Genomic DNA, 14504 nt, shown 5'->3' on the forward strand with positions numbered 1-14504 from the left:
CACAAAATTCATAGGCAAAATAACAGCATAGAATCTCAGGGGAGTCAGAGTGCACATTTGGGCAGTGGCGAATCAAAAAGGTGGCGTAGGTAAAACGACAACAGTGGTGTCATTAGCTGGGTTGTTGGCAGACTCTGGCAAGCGGGTACTGATGATAGACCTTGACCCTCATGGTTCTTTGACCAGTTATTTTCGTTTTGATCCAGACTCTATCGAAAAAAGCAGTTATAACTTATTTCAGACCACAGGGAAAATCCCCGACTCTTTACCCGCTTCTTTAATATTAGAAACGGGGCATCCTAACTTGTCTTTATTGCCTTCTTCGACGGCACTGGCAACCCTGGAGCGCCATGCTCAGGCGCAAGGTGGAATGGGGTTGGTGGTTTCAAAGACATTGGCGATTCTATGGGATGATTACGATTACGTCTTAATTGATAGCCCTCCTGTATTAGGGGTGCTGATGATTAACGCGTTAGCCGCCTGTCAGCAACTTGTGATTCCCGTTCAAACAGAGTTTCTGGCGATTAAAGGTTTAGAGCGTATGGTTCGCACTTTAACCATGATTAATCGTGCGAGAAAGCGCCCCGTGCCTTATATCATTGTGCCGACTCTGTTTGATCGCCGTACTCAAGCGTCAAATAAAAGTTTGCGCAGTCTCAAAGATGCTTATGATGAGTTGGTTTGGCATTCAGTGATTCCGGTCGACACAAAGTTAAGGGATGCGAGTACAGCAGGTGTTGCTCCATCGGCTTTGGATCGTAATGCTAGAGGTATCAAAGCGTATGCTAGCCTGATGGAATCTTTGATGGCACCTGCGGCAGTAGATGGTTTATGAAAGAAGTAAAAAATAAAGAGGTGGATTTAACCAAACCTCAAGTCGCTTTGCAGCGTTATCTTGATGAATTGTTGCAAGAAGCGACTGCGGAGCCTCTACCAGATCAGCAACAAAATGCTTTGTCTATTGAGTCAAGCGAACAAGATACTGTTCAGCCAGAGCCAGAGCCAGAGCCAGAGCCAGAGCCAGAGCCAGAGCCAGAGCCAGAGCCAGAGCCAGAGCCAGAGCCAGAGCCAGAGCCAGAGCCAGAGCCAGAGCCAGAGCCAGAGCCAGAGCCAGAAAAGTTTCATCGAGTAGCAAAAACAGAGCCTCTACCTTGGGCAACAGGTCGCTTTGAGTGTTTACTGTTTTACGTGGGGGGCTTGAAAATGGCGGTTCCTCTTGTTGAGCTGGGGGGGATTTTTCAAAGTGGTGATGACAAATTGACAACGATTTTTGGTCAGCCTGATTGGTTTATGGGCGTGGCAAATGTCGGTGACTTTAATCTTAGAACAGTTGATACCGCACTTTGGGTGATGCCTAATCATTATAAGGGCAGCTTAAAGGAGCATTTTAAGTTTGTAATACAGCTTGATCGGTCTGATTGGTGTGTGGCTTGTGAACGTGTTGCAGAAGCCATTACGCTCGAGCCCTCGCAAGTCAAATGGCGCACTGATCGAAGTAAGCGGCCTTGGTTAGCAGGTACAGTGATAGACCATATGTGTGCCATACTTGATGTTCAAGGCTTTATTGAAATATTAGAAGACCCAAGTAATGGGTTTAAAAACACCTTTAAACAACGATGATAAGAGCCTCTTGGGGGAGTAACCATGTCAACCACAACCAGTCTTGCATTAAACAGTGCAAATCAAGCAGAAGATCCCATGTTGCAATGGGTGACGTTTCGTCTAGAAAATGAAATCTATGGCGTAAATGTTATGCAGGTTAAAGAAGTTCTGCGTTATACCGAGGTCGCGCCGGTTCCGGGTGCTCCGTCTTTTGTGTTGGGTATTATTCATCTACGTGGCACGGTTGTCACCGTTATCGACACTTGTCAGCGCTTTGATCTGCCCTCTGGTGAGATTACAGATTCAACCCGTATTATGATTTTAGAAGTAGACGGCCATGTTATTGGTATTCTGGTCGATGCGGTTTCAGAGGTTGTGTATCTGCGTCAATCGGAAATTGAACCGTCTCCTAACGTGGGTAACGATGATTCGTCTAAATTTATCCAAGGTGTCTGTCATAAAAATGATATTTTATTGATCCTTGTTGACCTAGATAAGCTTCTGTCAGAAACGGAGTGGTCTGAAGTCGCGTCAATGTAATTAAGACAAGAGAGCTCAATGGAATCCCAGTGGTTATTTAATTTTCTTTTGATATTGCAGTTTCTGATACTGATTGCCGTTGTTATTTGGGCGGTCAGACTATCGAGGCGCCTAACGCAAATGAAGCGCTATCATGCGGAAGTCGAGTCAAGCCAAAAGAAACACGTACAAGTGTTGGCATCAGGCTCTATAGGCATGGGGCGACGCCTAGTTGCGATCGAGAAAAAGCTTAACTTAGCGGTTGAAAAGCAGTCTGAGATTCTATCCAAGGAGGGGGGAGTGTCTTATAACCGTGCTATGGAGTTACTGGAAATGGGCGCGACGGTTGATGATTTGGTGTCTAAATGCGGCTTAATTCGAGCAGAGGCAGAGCTAATTAGCTTATTGAAACAAGAGTCTCGGCGCAACTCCGATTACCATTGATGGTTCTTAATGTTATGGGCAAAGGCAATAATTTCTGCCACGGCAAGGTATAACGCCTCAGGTATTTCTTCTCCCAACTCCAAAGTGCTGAGCATTTCAACAAGCTCTGGACTTTGGTGCAGTAACACATCATTTTCTTTTGCGACAGACACTATTTTTTCGGCTAGAAATCCACTGCCTTTGGCTGTGACTTTTGGTGCGCTACTGTAATCGTACTTTAAGGCAATGGCTTTTTGTTGCATTAGGTTCTCACATCGATTAACGAAGAAAGAGAAGGGGCTTTTTTGGCCTCTTCTGTTATTTTTGCCTGAAAGGCGTCGAGTCGATTCACTTCTATGTCTTGTTCTTCCAACTGCTTTTTGAGTGTCGGTAGTTGTTGTTGTAACCGCTGCACGGTGTCTGAGTTTTCAGCAGCGAAAAGTGCCCCAACCTGATTGTTTTGAATACTGGTTCGCGCATCAAAGCGTCCTGTTTCTTCAAAATCAAACTTTAGCTTTACCAGCCAGCGTCGGTCATGTTTGTCTTGCTCTTCTGTACTGGCATCTTGATCTATTTCCATTTGAATAAAATATACGTTCTGTTCTTCTGTTATGGGCAGTTCAATATGAAGTGGGTAGGTTGGAGACTGTGTCCCATTTACGTCGCTAAAATGTCGTAGTTGGTTTGTAGTAATACGTTCGACGGCACTGGCAATTTGTTCTGTTGCTATTTTGTTGGTTTGAGCAGCGACGTTACTCTCAAAGGTGTCTTTTAGACGTGTCAGGTTGAGCTTCAGGTCAGCGGGTAATTGTGTTTTATTGTCATTGGCGAGGATGGACTCAGAGAAAAGCCCACTGCTTTGAATCGCACTCTTCATGGCTTCTGGTGATTGAGTCAGGTTCGCTATATTAGGAAGATATTGTACCAATTGCTTCAATGCAGTTTGTGCCTGAGGAGACAAACTGCTCATGCTACCACTCAGTGTTTGCAGTTGCTTAACAAGTTGTGACATGTCTGTGAAGGATAGTTGTCTTGGTAAACTTTGTTTCAACGCGTCAAGTGAAATAGAGCTTGGCTTTCCTTCAAGTGCTGATGGTAAAACTTGCATCTTGTGATCACTGTCTACGAAGACACGAATAGAGTCCCCTTTCTTTAAAAGTGTTTGACTAATGATCGGAAAAGACGTTTGTCCATCGGTGACGGTTACAGTTTGTGTTCCCTGTGCTGAGGGCGGTGCAGTGGATGTCACCGTCAGGCTTACCACTCGTGACGCTAAGGGGAGGGGGCTCAACTGTGACGGTTTAGCATTGTGAATATCCACAGGCTTTCCCGTGTTGAGCAAACTAAAAGCACCTTGTGCGTTACTGGCATGCAAAAGTTGAGCGGGTTTACCTTGGAATTGAAGGGGTTCACTGTGGTGCAGTGTGGTCGTGTTTAGTCTGCTGATCTGACTGATTTCACTGCTTAGCTTGGCCACCAAGCCCGTTTGATTCAATGGTGAACTGGGTGTGGACTTCGCTGTGTTGTTGTTCAGGATAGGACTGTTTTTGGGAGGAGTGTTAGAGATCATATCTTTCGTCTCTCCAGAAGTCAGGCATTCGCCATTTAAGAAGAATTCTCATATAATATTCAATGTATTTTAAGTGATGCGATCAAAAAGCACAGCGTCACTGTTTGAGTGTTGATTTTATCGGCTGACACGGGGAAATCTTTTGCTTTTTTCTGCCTCTTTAGACGTATCAAACGTATGGATTGAACGATCAGACAGAGATTTATGTCGTGATTTGTCGTTTACGTTGCGTGCCGGTGAGGTGTTGCGTGTCTTGGGCGACAATGGTGCGGGAAAAAGTTCACTTTTAAAGGTCGTGGCTGGAGCGATGACGCCATTGGAAGGACGCATTATGTTTAATGGTCAGGATGTTACGTCTCATCGTGCTTTATTACAGCAATCTATGGTCTACATCGGTCATGGGGCAGGTCTTAAAAGTATGTTAACCATAGAAGAAAACCTCTTAAGTTATTGTCCTGCTACCTCACCCGAACAGATGCAGTCGGTATTAGACATACTGGATCTAGCAAATCATCAAGAAACTTATGTCAAAGCGTTATCTGCAGGACAGTCTCGTCGTGTTGCTCTGGCAAGGTTGTGGCTGAGTCAATGTCCTTTGTGGTTATTGGATGAGCCTTTTGCGTCATTGGATGTGTCTGGTGTGGCTGTCGTTGAGTCAAAAATTCAACAGCATATCAACGAAGGAGGCATGGTGCTTTTAACGACCCATCAAGCCTTGTCGTCTGTCGTGACACGCGATCTGGTGTTGTCTTAATGACGTACCTTACTTTTGGTAGGACACAATGCCGAGTGCTGTGGCGGCGCAAGCAAGACACCGTAAATGCATTATTGTTTTTTGTCATGGTGGTTGCGTTGTTTCCCCTAGGCATTAACCCGTCAGCGGCATTTTTAGCGCCAGCGGCGGGGGGGATTATTTGGTGTGCGGCGGTTTTGGCCATTTTAATGGCGATCGATGGCATTTTTAAAGAAGATTTTCGTGATGGCACGCTTGAACAATGGGTTGTCTGCGGCTTGTCCTTGCCTGTGCTGATGCTGATAAAAGTGGCAATTCATTGGTTTGCGGTGGTGTTTCCTTTGCTTCTGGTCATGCCTTTAGTCAGTGAAATGCTGATGTTGCCTAGCGGCAGCTTTTGGGTGTTGGTTGCTACTGTGTTAGCAGGAACACCCTGTTTATTTTTGTTGGGCGCAATAGGTGCGGCGCTGACGGTGTCGTTAAAGCAAGGTGCGACACTGGTTATTTTGGTGATACTGCCGTTTTATTTGCCCGTGATTATCTTTGCTACCTCTGCGATTGAGGCGTCGCAAGTAGGGTTGCCTTATATTGGCTTTGTGGCCATGTTATTGGCTGTGTCGTTACTGTCTTTGGTCGTTTCGCCGTTTATGACAGCGGTTGCAGTAAAAGCGAGTGTGAATTAAATGAGTTGGGCATGGTTTCATCGATTAGGTTCTCCAAAAAGCTTTTTTTTCTGGTCGAAGAGGTGGGCTCGACCTGCTTTTTTATCGGGGCTGATTATTCTCATCGTAGGTTTAGTATGGGGGCTGGCGTTTGCGCCACCTGATTACCAACAAGGCGATAGCTTTCGGATTATTTATATCCATGTTCCAGCCGCGATGCTGGCGCAAACTTGTTACTTTGCCTTGGGTGTGGCCGGTATTGTGTCCTTGGTGTGGCAAATGAAAATTGCCCCTATGTTTATTCGTGCCGTTGCCCCTATTGGCGCTGTTATGGCGTTTATTTCTCTAGTAACGGGGGCCATCTGGGGAAAAACGGCATGGGGAACCTGGTGGGTTTGGGATGCTAGGTTAACGTCTGTGTTGGTGCTGTTTTTTTTATACATGGGCATTATTGCGCTACAAAATGCCTTGGAGGAAACCGCGTTAGCAGACAAGGCCACGGCGGTCATTAGTGTAGTGGGGTTAATCAACTTACCCATTATTAAGTACTCGGTAGTGTGGTGGAATACTTTACATCAAGGGGCCACGTTTACCCTGACTGAAAAGCCTGCTATGCCGGTGGAAATGTGGCTGCCGCTTTTAATTGCCGTGATTGGTTTTTATTGCATGGTGATGGGATTGGCTTTATGGCGCATGCAAACCATTATTTTACTGCGCGAACATAGAACGCAATGGGTAAAACAAGAGGTGACGGATCATGGCGTTTGATACGGTGTCAGCGTTTCTACAAATGGGCAAACACGGCCTGTATGTTTGGTCTTCTTATGGTATCAGTGTTGTTGCTTTAGGGTGGTTGATTCATCATACCTTGGCGTCGCGTCGACGTGCTCAAATAAGGTTAAGTAAACGATTTAAGAGAGGTGTGTAGGTATGCATCCGCTTCGTAGGAAACGTTTAATCATTATTATAGCGATTTTATTAATACTGAGTTCTGCAGTAGGGCTGGTGATGTTTGCTTTGCAGCAAAATATTAATCTGTTTTTTTCGCCCACACAAATTGCCTCAGGTGAGGCGCCTCAACAAGCCACTATCCGAGCGGGTGGTGTGGTTGTTGAGGGCAGTGTGAAGCGTGATCCACAAACCCTGTATGTTTCATTCGATGTAACAGACTACCAGTACTCGATGACCATCGAATACTTAGGTATTTTGCCTGACTTATTTCGTGAGGGTCAGGGGATTGTGGCGCAAGGTTCAATGATGGCCAATGGCGTCTTTAAAGCAACGCAGGTATTGGCGAAACACGATGAAGAATACATGGCACCGGAAGTATCGGATGCATTAAAAAATGCGCAGAGTAAACGCGTTACGGTAACCGAATCGGCTCTTTCTTATTAGACTGAGCTTCTCATGGTGATTTTTTAAACTGGGTTGTTTATGTTTCCTGAATTAGGCCAATTTTCCCTCATACTGTCGCTATTCTTTGCTTTGTCCTTGGCTGTTCTTCCGTTGGTAGGGTATTGGAAGGGAAATCGTTTGTTGCTTGAAACAGCGAGGCCATTGACGCTTATTATGTCGATGTTGGTGTTGGTTGGCTTTATTAGTCTGTGTATTGCTTTTTTAAGTGATGACTTTTCTGTTTTGTATGTGGCGCAAAACTCGAATACTCAGTTGCCGATTTGGTACAAAGTTAGTGCGGTATGGGGCAGTCATGAGGGCTCTTTACTTTTTTGGGTATTGATCCTTTGCGGCTGGTGTTCAGCAGTGGCGCTGAAAATTCGCACATTACCGGCGGATGTCGGGCCGATTGTGTTGGCAGTACTCGGTATTGTGTGTGTGGGTTTTTTATCTTTTCTATTATTCACTTCTTCCCCGTTTGTGCGCATTTTGCCCGACGCTCCCCTTGATGGTGGCGATTTAAATCCATTGCTTCAAGATTTTGGCCTGATTGTGCATCCGCCGGTTTTGTATATGGGGTATGTTGGTTTTTCTGTGGCCTTTGCGTTTGCCGTAGCGGCCTTGATTACAGGAAACCTCAATGCCTCTTGGGCTCGTTGGGCTCGGCCTTGGACAGCGGCCTCTTGGGCGTTTTTGACTTTAGGTATCACACTAGGCAGTTGGTGGGCTTACTATGAGTTAGGTTGGGGGGGCTGGTGGTTTTGGGATCCGGTAGAAAATGCTTCTTTTATGCCGTGGTTGTCAGGAACTGCTTTATTGCACTCGTTGGCTGTGACAGAAAAACGGGGTGTGTTTAAAAGCTGGACTGTATTACTGGCTATATTCACCTTTAGTTTGTCTTTGCTTGGGGCGTTTCTTGTACGCTCTGGTGTTTTGACCTCGGTGCACTCTTTTGCTGCTGATCCGACCCGAGGCGTGTTTATTTTAGGGCTTTTGATTGTATTGATCGGTGGGAGTCTTCTGTTATACGCCATTCGTGCTGCGCAGGTGCGTTCGACCGTGTCTTTTGGTTTATCCGGACGCGAAGCTTGGCTGCTACTGAATAATATTTTACTCACAGTGCTCACACTCACTGTTTTACTGGGCACCTTATATCCCTTGCTGTTTGATGTTTTAGGGTTAGGAAAAATCTCTGTTGGCGCACCGTATTTTAATGCGGTCTTTTCTCCCATTGCGTTATTACTGATGGTGTTTATGGCGGTTGGGCCATTATCAAGGTGGCATCAGACCTCTGCTAATGCGCTGTTAGTGCCTTGTGTGATCGCCGTGCTGGTGTCAGTGAGTGTTTCTGCTGGGCTTGTTTACCTGCTGGGTTTTGGCGTAACAGCGTTTATAAGTTTGGCGGTAGCCATGTGGGTAGTTGTGCTGTCCTTTTATGATTGGTTTAGTAAAGTGTCTGCGGGGACAAAAGGTATTATTCCCAGAGCACGTCAATTGCCGCGTAATTATTATGGTATGTTGCTCGCGCACCTAGGTATGGTGGTTACCTTAGTTGGTATTGTGCTGGTAACTGTGAACAGTGAAGAGTCTATGTTGCGTTTATCCCCCGGGGATCAAGCGACTGTAGCAGGGTATGAATTTCGTTTTGATCGTGTTGAGCAGTTGAAAGGGCCAAATTACTTGTCCAGCAAGGGGCAGTTTACCGCCTACAAAGAGGGTAAGCAGGTGGCGGTTCTGTATCCTGAAAAACGCTTTTTTACCACACGCCAGCAAGTGATGACAGAAGCGGCTCTGGACGCCGGCTTTACTCGAGATTTGTATGTTTCTTTAGGTGAACGAGTGGATGAGCAGGCTTGGGGAGTACGTGTGTATGTTAAATCGTTTGTTCGCTGGATTTGGCTGGGGGGCTTGTTGATGATGGCCGGTGGCTTATTAGCCGCACTGGACAAACGTTATCGTAAACGGGCGAGGGCAATTTAAATGCGTAAGTTTTTCCTTTTTTTTCCTTTTGTCGCCTTTTCCATACTCAGTGTTGTTCTTTATGTTCAGATTGGTAAAGATGCGAACTACATGCCGTCCGCCTTGATCGGTCAAACCGTACCGGAATTTACGCTAGTATCGTTAACAGACGACGAATTAGTGTCAAACAAAGATTTACCTAATCAACCCTATTTGATTAATTTTTGGGGCACTTGGTGTGCAGCTTGCCATGTTGAGCATCCCTATCTAGTGCAGTTAGCGCGTTCAGGTGTGGTGATTGTGGGGGTTGATTATAAGGATAAAAAGTCACTGGCAGAGCAATGGCTAAACAAAAAAGGTGACCCCTATCGTTACGTTTTAATGGATGAGCTCGGGCATTTTGGTGTGGATATGGGCATAACCGGAGCGCCAGAAACCTTTGTTGTAGACAGCCAAGGCGTTGTCGTATATCGCCATCAAGGGGAAATTAATGCCCAAAATTGGCCAGTTATAGAGGGCTATTTGCAATGAAGAATGCCTTTCAATGTGTTGTCGCCCTAATGTTTTTCTGTGTTTTACCTGTGTCGGCTGAACAAGAGATGGATTTTCGTTCTGAATTGCACAAAACGCGTTTTCAAAGTTTGGTGATGGAGTTACGTTGTCCAAAGTGTCAAAATCAAAACTTGTCTGACTCTGAATCCAGTATTGCAATCGACCTGCGCGAGCAAATTTTCCAGATGATTGAGCAAGGTAAGACAGACCAAGAAGTTGTAGATTACATGGTGGCACGTTATGGCACTTTCGTTTTATATCGTCCGCAGCATTCATCGGCGACCTTTTTGCTCTGGTACGGTCCTTTCATTTTATTAGCATTGGGGCTAGTGGCGTTTATTGTTGTGGTTGTCTCTAATCGTAAACGAAAAGGGCAATCGTCATGATGATAATGTATTTGGCAATGATCGCTTTATTGATGTTGAGTGTAGTTTGGCTTTACTGGAGCCTTGCCGCTCGATCGGCTAAGAATACTGACGAAGACCGTTTCACTTTTGTGTCTGTCCGACAAAGAGAGATAGCAGAAGAAAAACAGGTAGGAAGATTGTCGGCAGAAGAGGCGGCACAGCTTTTAAAAGACACAAAAGAAGAGTCTCTCGCTGTTGCGAGTCATCAAAGTCGGCGCTTGATGACGGATACCCGTTTGGCTCGACAGGTTGTTTTGTTGGCTATTGTGGTGACAATATTAGGCAGTGTGACCCTATACCAATTCATGGGCTATTCGAGAGATGTGGCTTTTACAGAAGATTTGCAGAAGCAACGATTAACGCCTGACAAGATTACTCATTTTCTTCAGTATCGAAGCGAGCGCTATGGCAGAACAGAAGATTGGTACTATTTAGCGTCAGATTACATGAATACGGGACGTTATTCTGAGGCCGTTGTGACGTTCGAAAAAGCGTTGGAGGTTATGCCTGACAACACAGAAGGCCAAGCGAATCTGATGGCAGAATACGCTCAAGCGGTTTTTTACGCCAATGACAATCAAAGTTCTGACAAGATGCGTGATATCGTTGAAGCGGCATTGGCATTAGAACCCACACAAGTCACGGCACTGGACCTAAAAGGGGTGGCAGAGTTTGCCCGACAGAATTACTTAGGCGCTGTATTAGCTTGGCAGGAAGCCATTCGTTACAGTGTGCGCTCTGGTGAACGCCTTGCTTTACTGTCGGCCATCGGCAAGGCCAGGCAAAGAGGGTTTATTGATTACCAACAGGTTGCGCCCATTATCACCGATCAATTAGCGGTTAAAATAGAATGGGATACGGGCAAAGTGACTTGGCAAGCAGACGATGTATTGTTGGTTTATGCGTCAGTAAAAGACCAAGCTATGCCCGTGGCTATTCAACGAGTCACCCCGGAGGAGTTAGGGCAATTAATTTTACTAACAAACCTGGATTCCCTGATGCCAACGGCTACATTGGCGGAAATAGATAAGGTGGATGTGACGGTGAAGTTGGCTAGCCTTCATGACAATGATCTGACAAAAGGCCGCATTATTGGCAGAAAACAAGGTTTATCGGTCAATCAGCAAGAGATTTTCTCAATCAATGTGGCCTTGTAATTGAAACCTAAGGCACTTCGCTTGATAATACGGACAATACTAATTAACGTTATTCGGAATATGTAATGGAATTCAGCTTACGTGAGTGGCTCATCGTAATTGGCGTCGCCATCATTGTCGTCATCCTAGTAGATGGCTTTCGTCGATATAAAAAAGGGCAAAAGTTTGCTCAATTAGAAGATGAATATTCAGATCTTGATGGTCCTGATGACGATGTGCTTGTGGGGCGCGCGACGCCTGTGTCTCATGCTAAGCCGGCTGCAGCGCGTCGAGTGGTACAAGAAAAGCCCACAGTCAGTGCGTTTGAAAATGCACGTAAAACGGCACATTCACCCTTAGCAGATGTACCTCACAAAGTGGATTCTGGTCCTGAACTGGACCGAGGTAAAGAAATGCACCTTGATGAATTAGCGTCTTTAGTACCAGAGCGCGACTTTGGCGATTCGGCTGTTTCGGAACAAAATTACGCCGATGATGGTTTTTATGAGCCAGACGAACCTGAGGTGTCTACATCCTACCAAACTAAACGACCTTACAAAGACGAGTCGTACCAAGAAAATCTGTCTTATCAAGAAGAGGAAGTCGATAACGACTATGAACGACATTACTCTGCTGTTGATATTAATCAGGTCACACCACACGATGGTTTTGATGATGAGATAGAAGAAGACGACAGCGAGTCTGAGATTGAAGAAGTTATTGTTATCAATATTTTTGCACCCGAGAATCAAAACTTTGCAGGCATCGAACTGCTTCAACTGATTCTCAATTGTGGTATGCGCTATGGCGATATGGACATTTTCCACCGCCATGAAGATGGTTTTGATCGAGGTCGCGTGCAATTTAGTATGGCCAATGCGATTGAGCCAGGCACGTTTGATTTAGAAACCATGGGCGAAACCGAGTGCCCTGGTGTGAGTTTCTTTATGGGGCTTCCCGGTCCGAAAAATAGCATGAAAGCGTTTGATTTTATGTTAGAAACGGCACAAACGCTGGTACGCAATCTAGGAGGCGAATTACGCGACGAACGTCGTACGCCAATGAGTGATCAAACGATTGCCCATTGTCGTCAACGAATACGAGATTTTGAGCGCAGACGCTTAATGCGTAGTAAGCAACCTAAGTAATGATGAATGCAACACACTAAGTACAGACTAAGTACAGACTAATTAGGGCCCTAAGGGGCCTTAATTGTTTTTACCATTTCGTAAATTAAAATGTTTCCCGTTATCATTTCGAGCAATTTATGACCCAAGAAACCGACTTAACTTATCAAGAGATGCTGAGTCTTATCCAGCGATTGAATGATTACAGCTATGCCTACCATGTTAAGGACGCACCTATTGTCCCGGATGCGGTGTACGACCGTGACTACCAACAACTGCAAGCGATTGAGGCTCAGCATCCCGATTGGGTGCAAGCGGATTCGCCAACCCAACGTGTTGGTGAAAAGCCAGACGGCGGTTTTGTTAATGTGGCTCATACGGTTCCGATGTTGTCTTTGGATAATGCGTTTGATAACGAGTCACTGGCAGATTTTGATCAGCGTATTCAAAAACTCCTAAATACCGAAGAGCCAGTGACCTATTGCTGTGAGCCCAAATTGGATGGTCTTGCCATCAGTTTGCGCTACGAAAAAGGCCACCTAGTCCGTGGGGTAACGCGTGGTGACGGACTCTCTGGGGAAGACATTACTTCTAATATAAAAACCTTGTATTCAGTGCCATTGAAGTTACGCACTGAGACCCCTCCAGCCGTCTTGGAGGTAAGAGGCGAGATTTATATGCCGAAAGAGGGGTTTGAAAAGCTTAATCAACTGGCCATAGAGAAAAGGGAGAAAACCTTTGTGAACCCCCGTAATGCGGCTGCAGGCAGTCTGCGTCAATTGGATCCTAATATCACCGTAAAGCGTCCTTTGGTTATGTGCGCTTATTCGATTGGCTATGTGGAAGGCTGGACTCAACCTGAAAGCCATTACGAAGGCTTGGTACAACTAAGTGAATGGGGATTTCGTATAAATGAGCGTATGGCGAAGGCCCAAGGTGCTCAAGGTTGTGTGGACTATTACGAGGCGCTTAATACGGAACGTGCTGCGTTGTCCTATGATATCGACGGTATTGTGTACAAAGTAGATAGCATCGATAAACAAAATAAGCTGGGTTTTATCGCTCGTGCTCCCCGTTGGGCGATTGCTCGCAAATTTCCCGCTCAAGAAGAAATGACGCGTATTTTAGGCGTAGATTTTCAAGTTGGCAGAACGGGGGCCATCACACCTGTTGCGCGGTTAGAGCCCGTTTTTGTCGGTGGTGTCACAGTGTCAAACGCCACCTTGCATAACAAGGATGAAATTGCTCGACTGGGTGTCATGATCAAAGATTTTGTCGTGGTTCATCGAGCGGGAGATGTGATTCCAAAAGTGGTTCATGTTGTTGAGGAAAAGCGGCCTGCCGATGCTGAGCCGGTCAGTTTTCCTGATGCGTGCCCTGTCTGTGGTTCTGATCTTGAACAGGTTGAGGGTGAAGCGATTATTCGTTGTACCGGTGGTCTGGTATGTGCAGCGCAGTTAAAAGAGTCTCTTAAACATTTTGTTTCCCGTAAAGCCATGGATATTGATGGTCTGGGTGACAAGTTGATTGAGCAGCTGGTTGATCAAGGCTTAGTCAACACTCCTGTAGACATCTTTACTTTGTTCGAGAAAAAAGACACCCTGCTTGCGATGGAGCGGATGGGGAAAAAGTCCGTCGAGAAGCTCTTAGCTTCTATTGAGCAGGCGAAAAATACACAGTTTAATCGCTTTATTTATGCTCTGGGCATTCGTGAAGTGGGTGAGGCAACAGCTCGTGCGTTAACTCAGTATTTTGTCGAACTTGAGCCCCTTATGGCGGCAGACCAAGACAGTTTGGTGGAAGTAGAAGATGTTGGTCCTGTTGTCGCGCAACATGTAAGGCTCTTCTTCGATCAGGCGGTGAATCGTCAGACCATTCAAGGTTTGCTAAATGCCGGTGTGATGTGGGAGAAAAAGCAGGCCATCGCCTCTGACGAGTTGCCCTTGTTTGGAAAAACTTACGTTGTAACAGGTTCTCTCAGTCAGTTTAGCCGTGATCAGGTAAAAGAAAAATTGCAAATATTAGGTGCCAAAGTGAGCGGCTCCGTATCGGCCAAAACAGATTGTTTGGTTGCGGGAGAGAAAGCCGGATCTAAATTGACCAAAGCGCAATCGTTGGAGGTGCCTGTGATTGATGAAGAGGGTGTGATTGCTCTATTAACAGAACATGGGGCTATTTAATGGATACCTTGATACCTTATGATTCTTTAGCGCCAGAGACATTGGAAGCCATTTTAGACGACATTGTTTCTCGGGACGGCACGGACTATGGTGACTATGATTTATCTGCCGCACAGAAACGTGAACAGGCATTGCGCTTCTTAAAAAGTGGTGAGGGCGTTTTGTTGTTCGATACGGAAAGTGAAACCATTAAAATGGTTCCTAAGGACTCAATGACACATTATGACTTCACATGAAGC

The 14504-nt window shown here is 45.7% G+C and carries 18 protein-coding genes; 16 read left to right on the plus strand and 2 right to left on the minus strand.

Annotated features, from left to right (window positions below):
* The first annotated feature begins 49 nt into the window (after nucleotides 1-49).
* The 4 genes from LG368_RS08735 to LG368_RS08750 are packed head-to-tail and all read left to right on the plus strand — an operon-like array spanning nucleotide 50 to nucleotide 2565.
* Nucleotides 50-835, plus strand: coding sequence for a ParA family protein (locus tag LG368_RS08735; RefSeq protein ID WP_226754352.1), 786 nt, complete (start codon nucleotides 50-52; stop codon nucleotides 833-835).
* Entirely contained in the window at nucleotides 832-1620 is a 789-nt protein-coding gene (locus LG368_RS08740; protein ID WP_226754353.1) for a chemotaxis protein CheW, read from the plus strand. The genes LG368_RS08735 and LG368_RS08740 overlap by 4 nt, the downstream gene beginning before the upstream one ends.
* 24 nt (nucleotides 1621-1644) lie before the next feature.
* Nucleotides 1645-2142, plus strand: coding sequence for a chemotaxis protein CheW (locus tag LG368_RS08745; RefSeq protein ID WP_226754354.1), 498 nt, complete (start codon nucleotides 1645-1647; stop codon nucleotides 2140-2142).
* An 18-nt stretch (nucleotides 2143-2160) separates the two neighbouring features.
* On the plus strand, nucleotides 2161-2565 hold the full coding sequence (locus tag LG368_RS08750) for a DUF2802 domain-containing protein (RefSeq protein ID WP_226754355.1): 405 nt from the start codon (nucleotides 2161-2163) through the stop codon (nucleotides 2563-2565).
* Here LG368_RS08750 and LG368_RS08755 read toward each other — a convergent pair.
* Entirely contained in the window at nucleotides 2556-2807 is a 252-nt protein-coding gene (locus tag LG368_RS08755; RefSeq protein WP_226754356.1) for an EscU/YscU/HrcU family type III secretion system export apparatus switch protein, read from the minus strand. The genes LG368_RS08750 and LG368_RS08755 overlap by 10 nt on opposite strands.
* Nucleotides 2807-4114, minus strand: a complete 1308-nt coding sequence (fliK, locus tag LG368_RS08760; RefSeq protein ID WP_226754357.1) for a flagellar hook-length control protein FliK — start codon at nucleotides 4112-4114, stop codon at nucleotides 2807-2809. The genes LG368_RS08755 and fliK overlap by 1 nt, the downstream gene beginning before the upstream one ends.
* A gap of 142 nt (nucleotides 4115-4256) precedes the next feature.
* Here fliK and ccmA point away from each other — a divergent pair, with 142 nt between their 5' ends.
* The 12 genes from ccmA (at nucleotide 4257) to LG368_RS08820 (ending at nucleotide 14501) form a co-directional block, all read left to right on the plus strand.
* On the plus strand, nucleotides 4257-4868 hold the full coding sequence (ccmA, locus tag LG368_RS08765) for a cytochrome c biogenesis heme-transporting ATPase CcmA (protein WP_226754358.1): 612 nt from the start codon (nucleotides 4257-4259) through the stop codon (nucleotides 4866-4868).
* Nucleotides 4868-5530 (plus strand): heme exporter protein CcmB, encoded by a 663-nt coding sequence (ccmB, locus tag LG368_RS08770; RefSeq protein WP_226754359.1) that lies wholly within the window; start codon nucleotides 4868-4870, stop codon nucleotides 5528-5530. The genes ccmA and ccmB overlap by 1 nt, the downstream gene beginning before the upstream one ends.
* Nucleotides 5531-6277, plus strand: a complete 747-nt coding sequence (locus tag LG368_RS08775; protein WP_226754360.1) for a heme ABC transporter permease — start codon at nucleotides 5531-5533, stop codon at nucleotides 6275-6277.
* Entirely contained in the window at nucleotides 6267-6437 is a 171-nt protein-coding gene (gene ccmD, locus LG368_RS08780; protein WP_226754361.1) for a heme exporter protein CcmD, read from the plus strand. Before LG368_RS08775 ends, ccmD begins: the two co-directional genes overlap by 11 nt.
* Nucleotides 6438-6439: 2 nt before the next feature.
* On the plus strand, nucleotides 6440-6904 hold the full coding sequence (ccmE, locus tag LG368_RS08785) for a cytochrome c maturation protein CcmE (RefSeq protein ID WP_226754362.1): 465 nt from the start codon (nucleotides 6440-6442) through the stop codon (nucleotides 6902-6904).
* A gap of 39 nt (nucleotides 6905-6943) precedes the next feature.
* The gene (locus LG368_RS08790; RefSeq protein ID WP_226754363.1) at nucleotides 6944-8884 is read left to right on the plus strand and encodes a heme lyase CcmF/NrfE family subunit; all 1941 of its coding nucleotides are present in this window, start codon (nucleotides 6944-6946) and stop codon (nucleotides 8882-8884) included.
* Nucleotides 8885-9394: a DsbE family thiol:disulfide interchange protein gene (locus LG368_RS08795; protein ID WP_226754364.1), complete on the plus strand. Its 510-nt coding sequence runs from the start codon at nucleotides 8885-8887 to the stop codon at nucleotides 9392-9394. It begins immediately after the preceding gene.
* On the plus strand, nucleotides 9391-9801 hold the full coding sequence (locus LG368_RS08800; RefSeq protein WP_226754365.1) for a cytochrome c-type biogenesis protein: 411 nt from the start codon (nucleotides 9391-9393) through the stop codon (nucleotides 9799-9801). Before LG368_RS08795 ends, LG368_RS08800 begins: the two co-directional genes overlap by 4 nt.
* The gene (ccmI, locus tag LG368_RS08805; protein WP_226754366.1) at nucleotides 9798-10979 is read left to right on the plus strand and encodes a c-type cytochrome biogenesis protein CcmI; all 1182 of its coding nucleotides are present in this window, start codon (nucleotides 9798-9800) and stop codon (nucleotides 10977-10979) included. The genes LG368_RS08800 and ccmI overlap by 4 nt, the downstream gene beginning before the upstream one ends.
* 65 nt (nucleotides 10980-11044) lie before the next feature.
* The gene (gene zipA, locus LG368_RS08810; RefSeq protein WP_226754367.1) at nucleotides 11045-12106 is read left to right on the plus strand and encodes a cell division protein ZipA; all 1062 of its coding nucleotides are present in this window, start codon (nucleotides 11045-11047) and stop codon (nucleotides 12104-12106) included.
* A gap of 119 nt (nucleotides 12107-12225) precedes the next feature.
* Nucleotides 12226-14265, plus strand: a complete 2040-nt coding sequence (ligA, locus tag LG368_RS08815; RefSeq protein ID WP_226754368.1) for an NAD-dependent DNA ligase LigA — start codon at nucleotides 12226-12228, stop codon at nucleotides 14263-14265.
* On the plus strand, nucleotides 14265-14501 hold the full coding sequence (locus LG368_RS08820) for a YheU family protein (protein WP_226754369.1): 237 nt from the start codon (nucleotides 14265-14267) through the stop codon (nucleotides 14499-14501). Before ligA ends, LG368_RS08820 begins: the two co-directional genes overlap by 1 nt.
* Nucleotides 14502-14504: the final 3 nt, after the last annotated feature.

This window comes from Marinomonas algarum, assembly GCF_020532605.1.
Taxonomy (GTDB): Bacteria; Pseudomonadota; Gammaproteobacteria; order Pseudomonadales; family Marinomonadaceae; genus Marinomonas; species Marinomonas algarum.

Bases quoted from the DNA above. Each gene is read 5' to 3' on its own strand.
- LG368_RS08750 (WP_226754355.1), top strand. From the start codon at position 2,161: ATGGAATCCCAGTGGTTATTTAATTTTCTTTTGATATTGCAGTTTCTG.
- LG368_RS08755 (WP_226754356.1), bottom strand. From the start codon at position 2,807: ATGCAACAAAAAGCCATTGCCTTAAAGTACGATTACAGTAGCGCACCA.
- ccmE (WP_226754362.1), top strand. From the start codon at position 6,440: ATGCATCCGCTTCGTAGGAAACGTTTAATCATTATTATAGCGATTTTA.
- LG368_RS08745 (WP_226754354.1), top strand. From the start codon at position 1,645: ATGTCAACCACAACCAGTCTTGCATTAAACAGTGCAAATCAAGCAGAA.
- ccmB (WP_226754359.1), top strand. From the start codon at position 4,868: ATGACGTACCTTACTTTTGGTAGGACACAATGCCGAGTGCTGTGGCGG.
- LG368_RS08775 (WP_226754360.1), top strand. From the start codon at position 5,531: ATGAGTTGGGCATGGTTTCATCGATTAGGTTCTCCAAAAAGCTTTTTT.
- ligA (WP_226754368.1), top strand. From the start codon at position 12,226: ATGACCCAAGAAACCGACTTAACTTATCAAGAGATGCTGAGTCTTATC.
- LG368_RS08800 (WP_226754365.1), top strand. From the start codon at position 9,391: ATGAAGAATGCCTTTCAATGTGTTGTCGCCCTAATGTTTTTCTGTGTT.
- ccmD (WP_226754361.1), top strand. From the start codon at position 6,267: ATGGCGTTTGATACGGTGTCAGCGTTTCTACAAATGGGCAAACACGGC.
- ccmI (WP_226754366.1), top strand. From the start codon at position 9,798: ATGATGATAATGTATTTGGCAATGATCGCTTTATTGATGTTGAGTGTA.
- LG368_RS08790 (WP_226754363.1), top strand. From the start codon at position 6,944: ATGTTTCCTGAATTAGGCCAATTTTCCCTCATACTGTCGCTATTCTTT.
- LG368_RS08820 (WP_226754369.1), top strand. From the start codon at position 14,265: ATGGATACCTTGATACCTTATGATTCTTTAGCGCCAGAGACATTGGAA.
- LG368_RS08740 (WP_226754353.1), top strand. From the start codon at position 832: ATGAAAGAAGTAAAAAATAAAGAGGTGGATTTAACCAAACCTCAAGTC.
- fliK (WP_226754357.1), bottom strand. From the start codon at position 4,114: ATGATCTCTAACACTCCTCCCAAAAACAGTCCTATCCTGAACAACAAC.
- zipA (WP_226754367.1), top strand. From the start codon at position 11,045: ATGGAATTCAGCTTACGTGAGTGGCTCATCGTAATTGGCGTCGCCATC.
- LG368_RS08795 (WP_226754364.1), top strand. From the start codon at position 8,885: ATGCGTAAGTTTTTCCTTTTTTTTCCTTTTGTCGCCTTTTCCATACTC.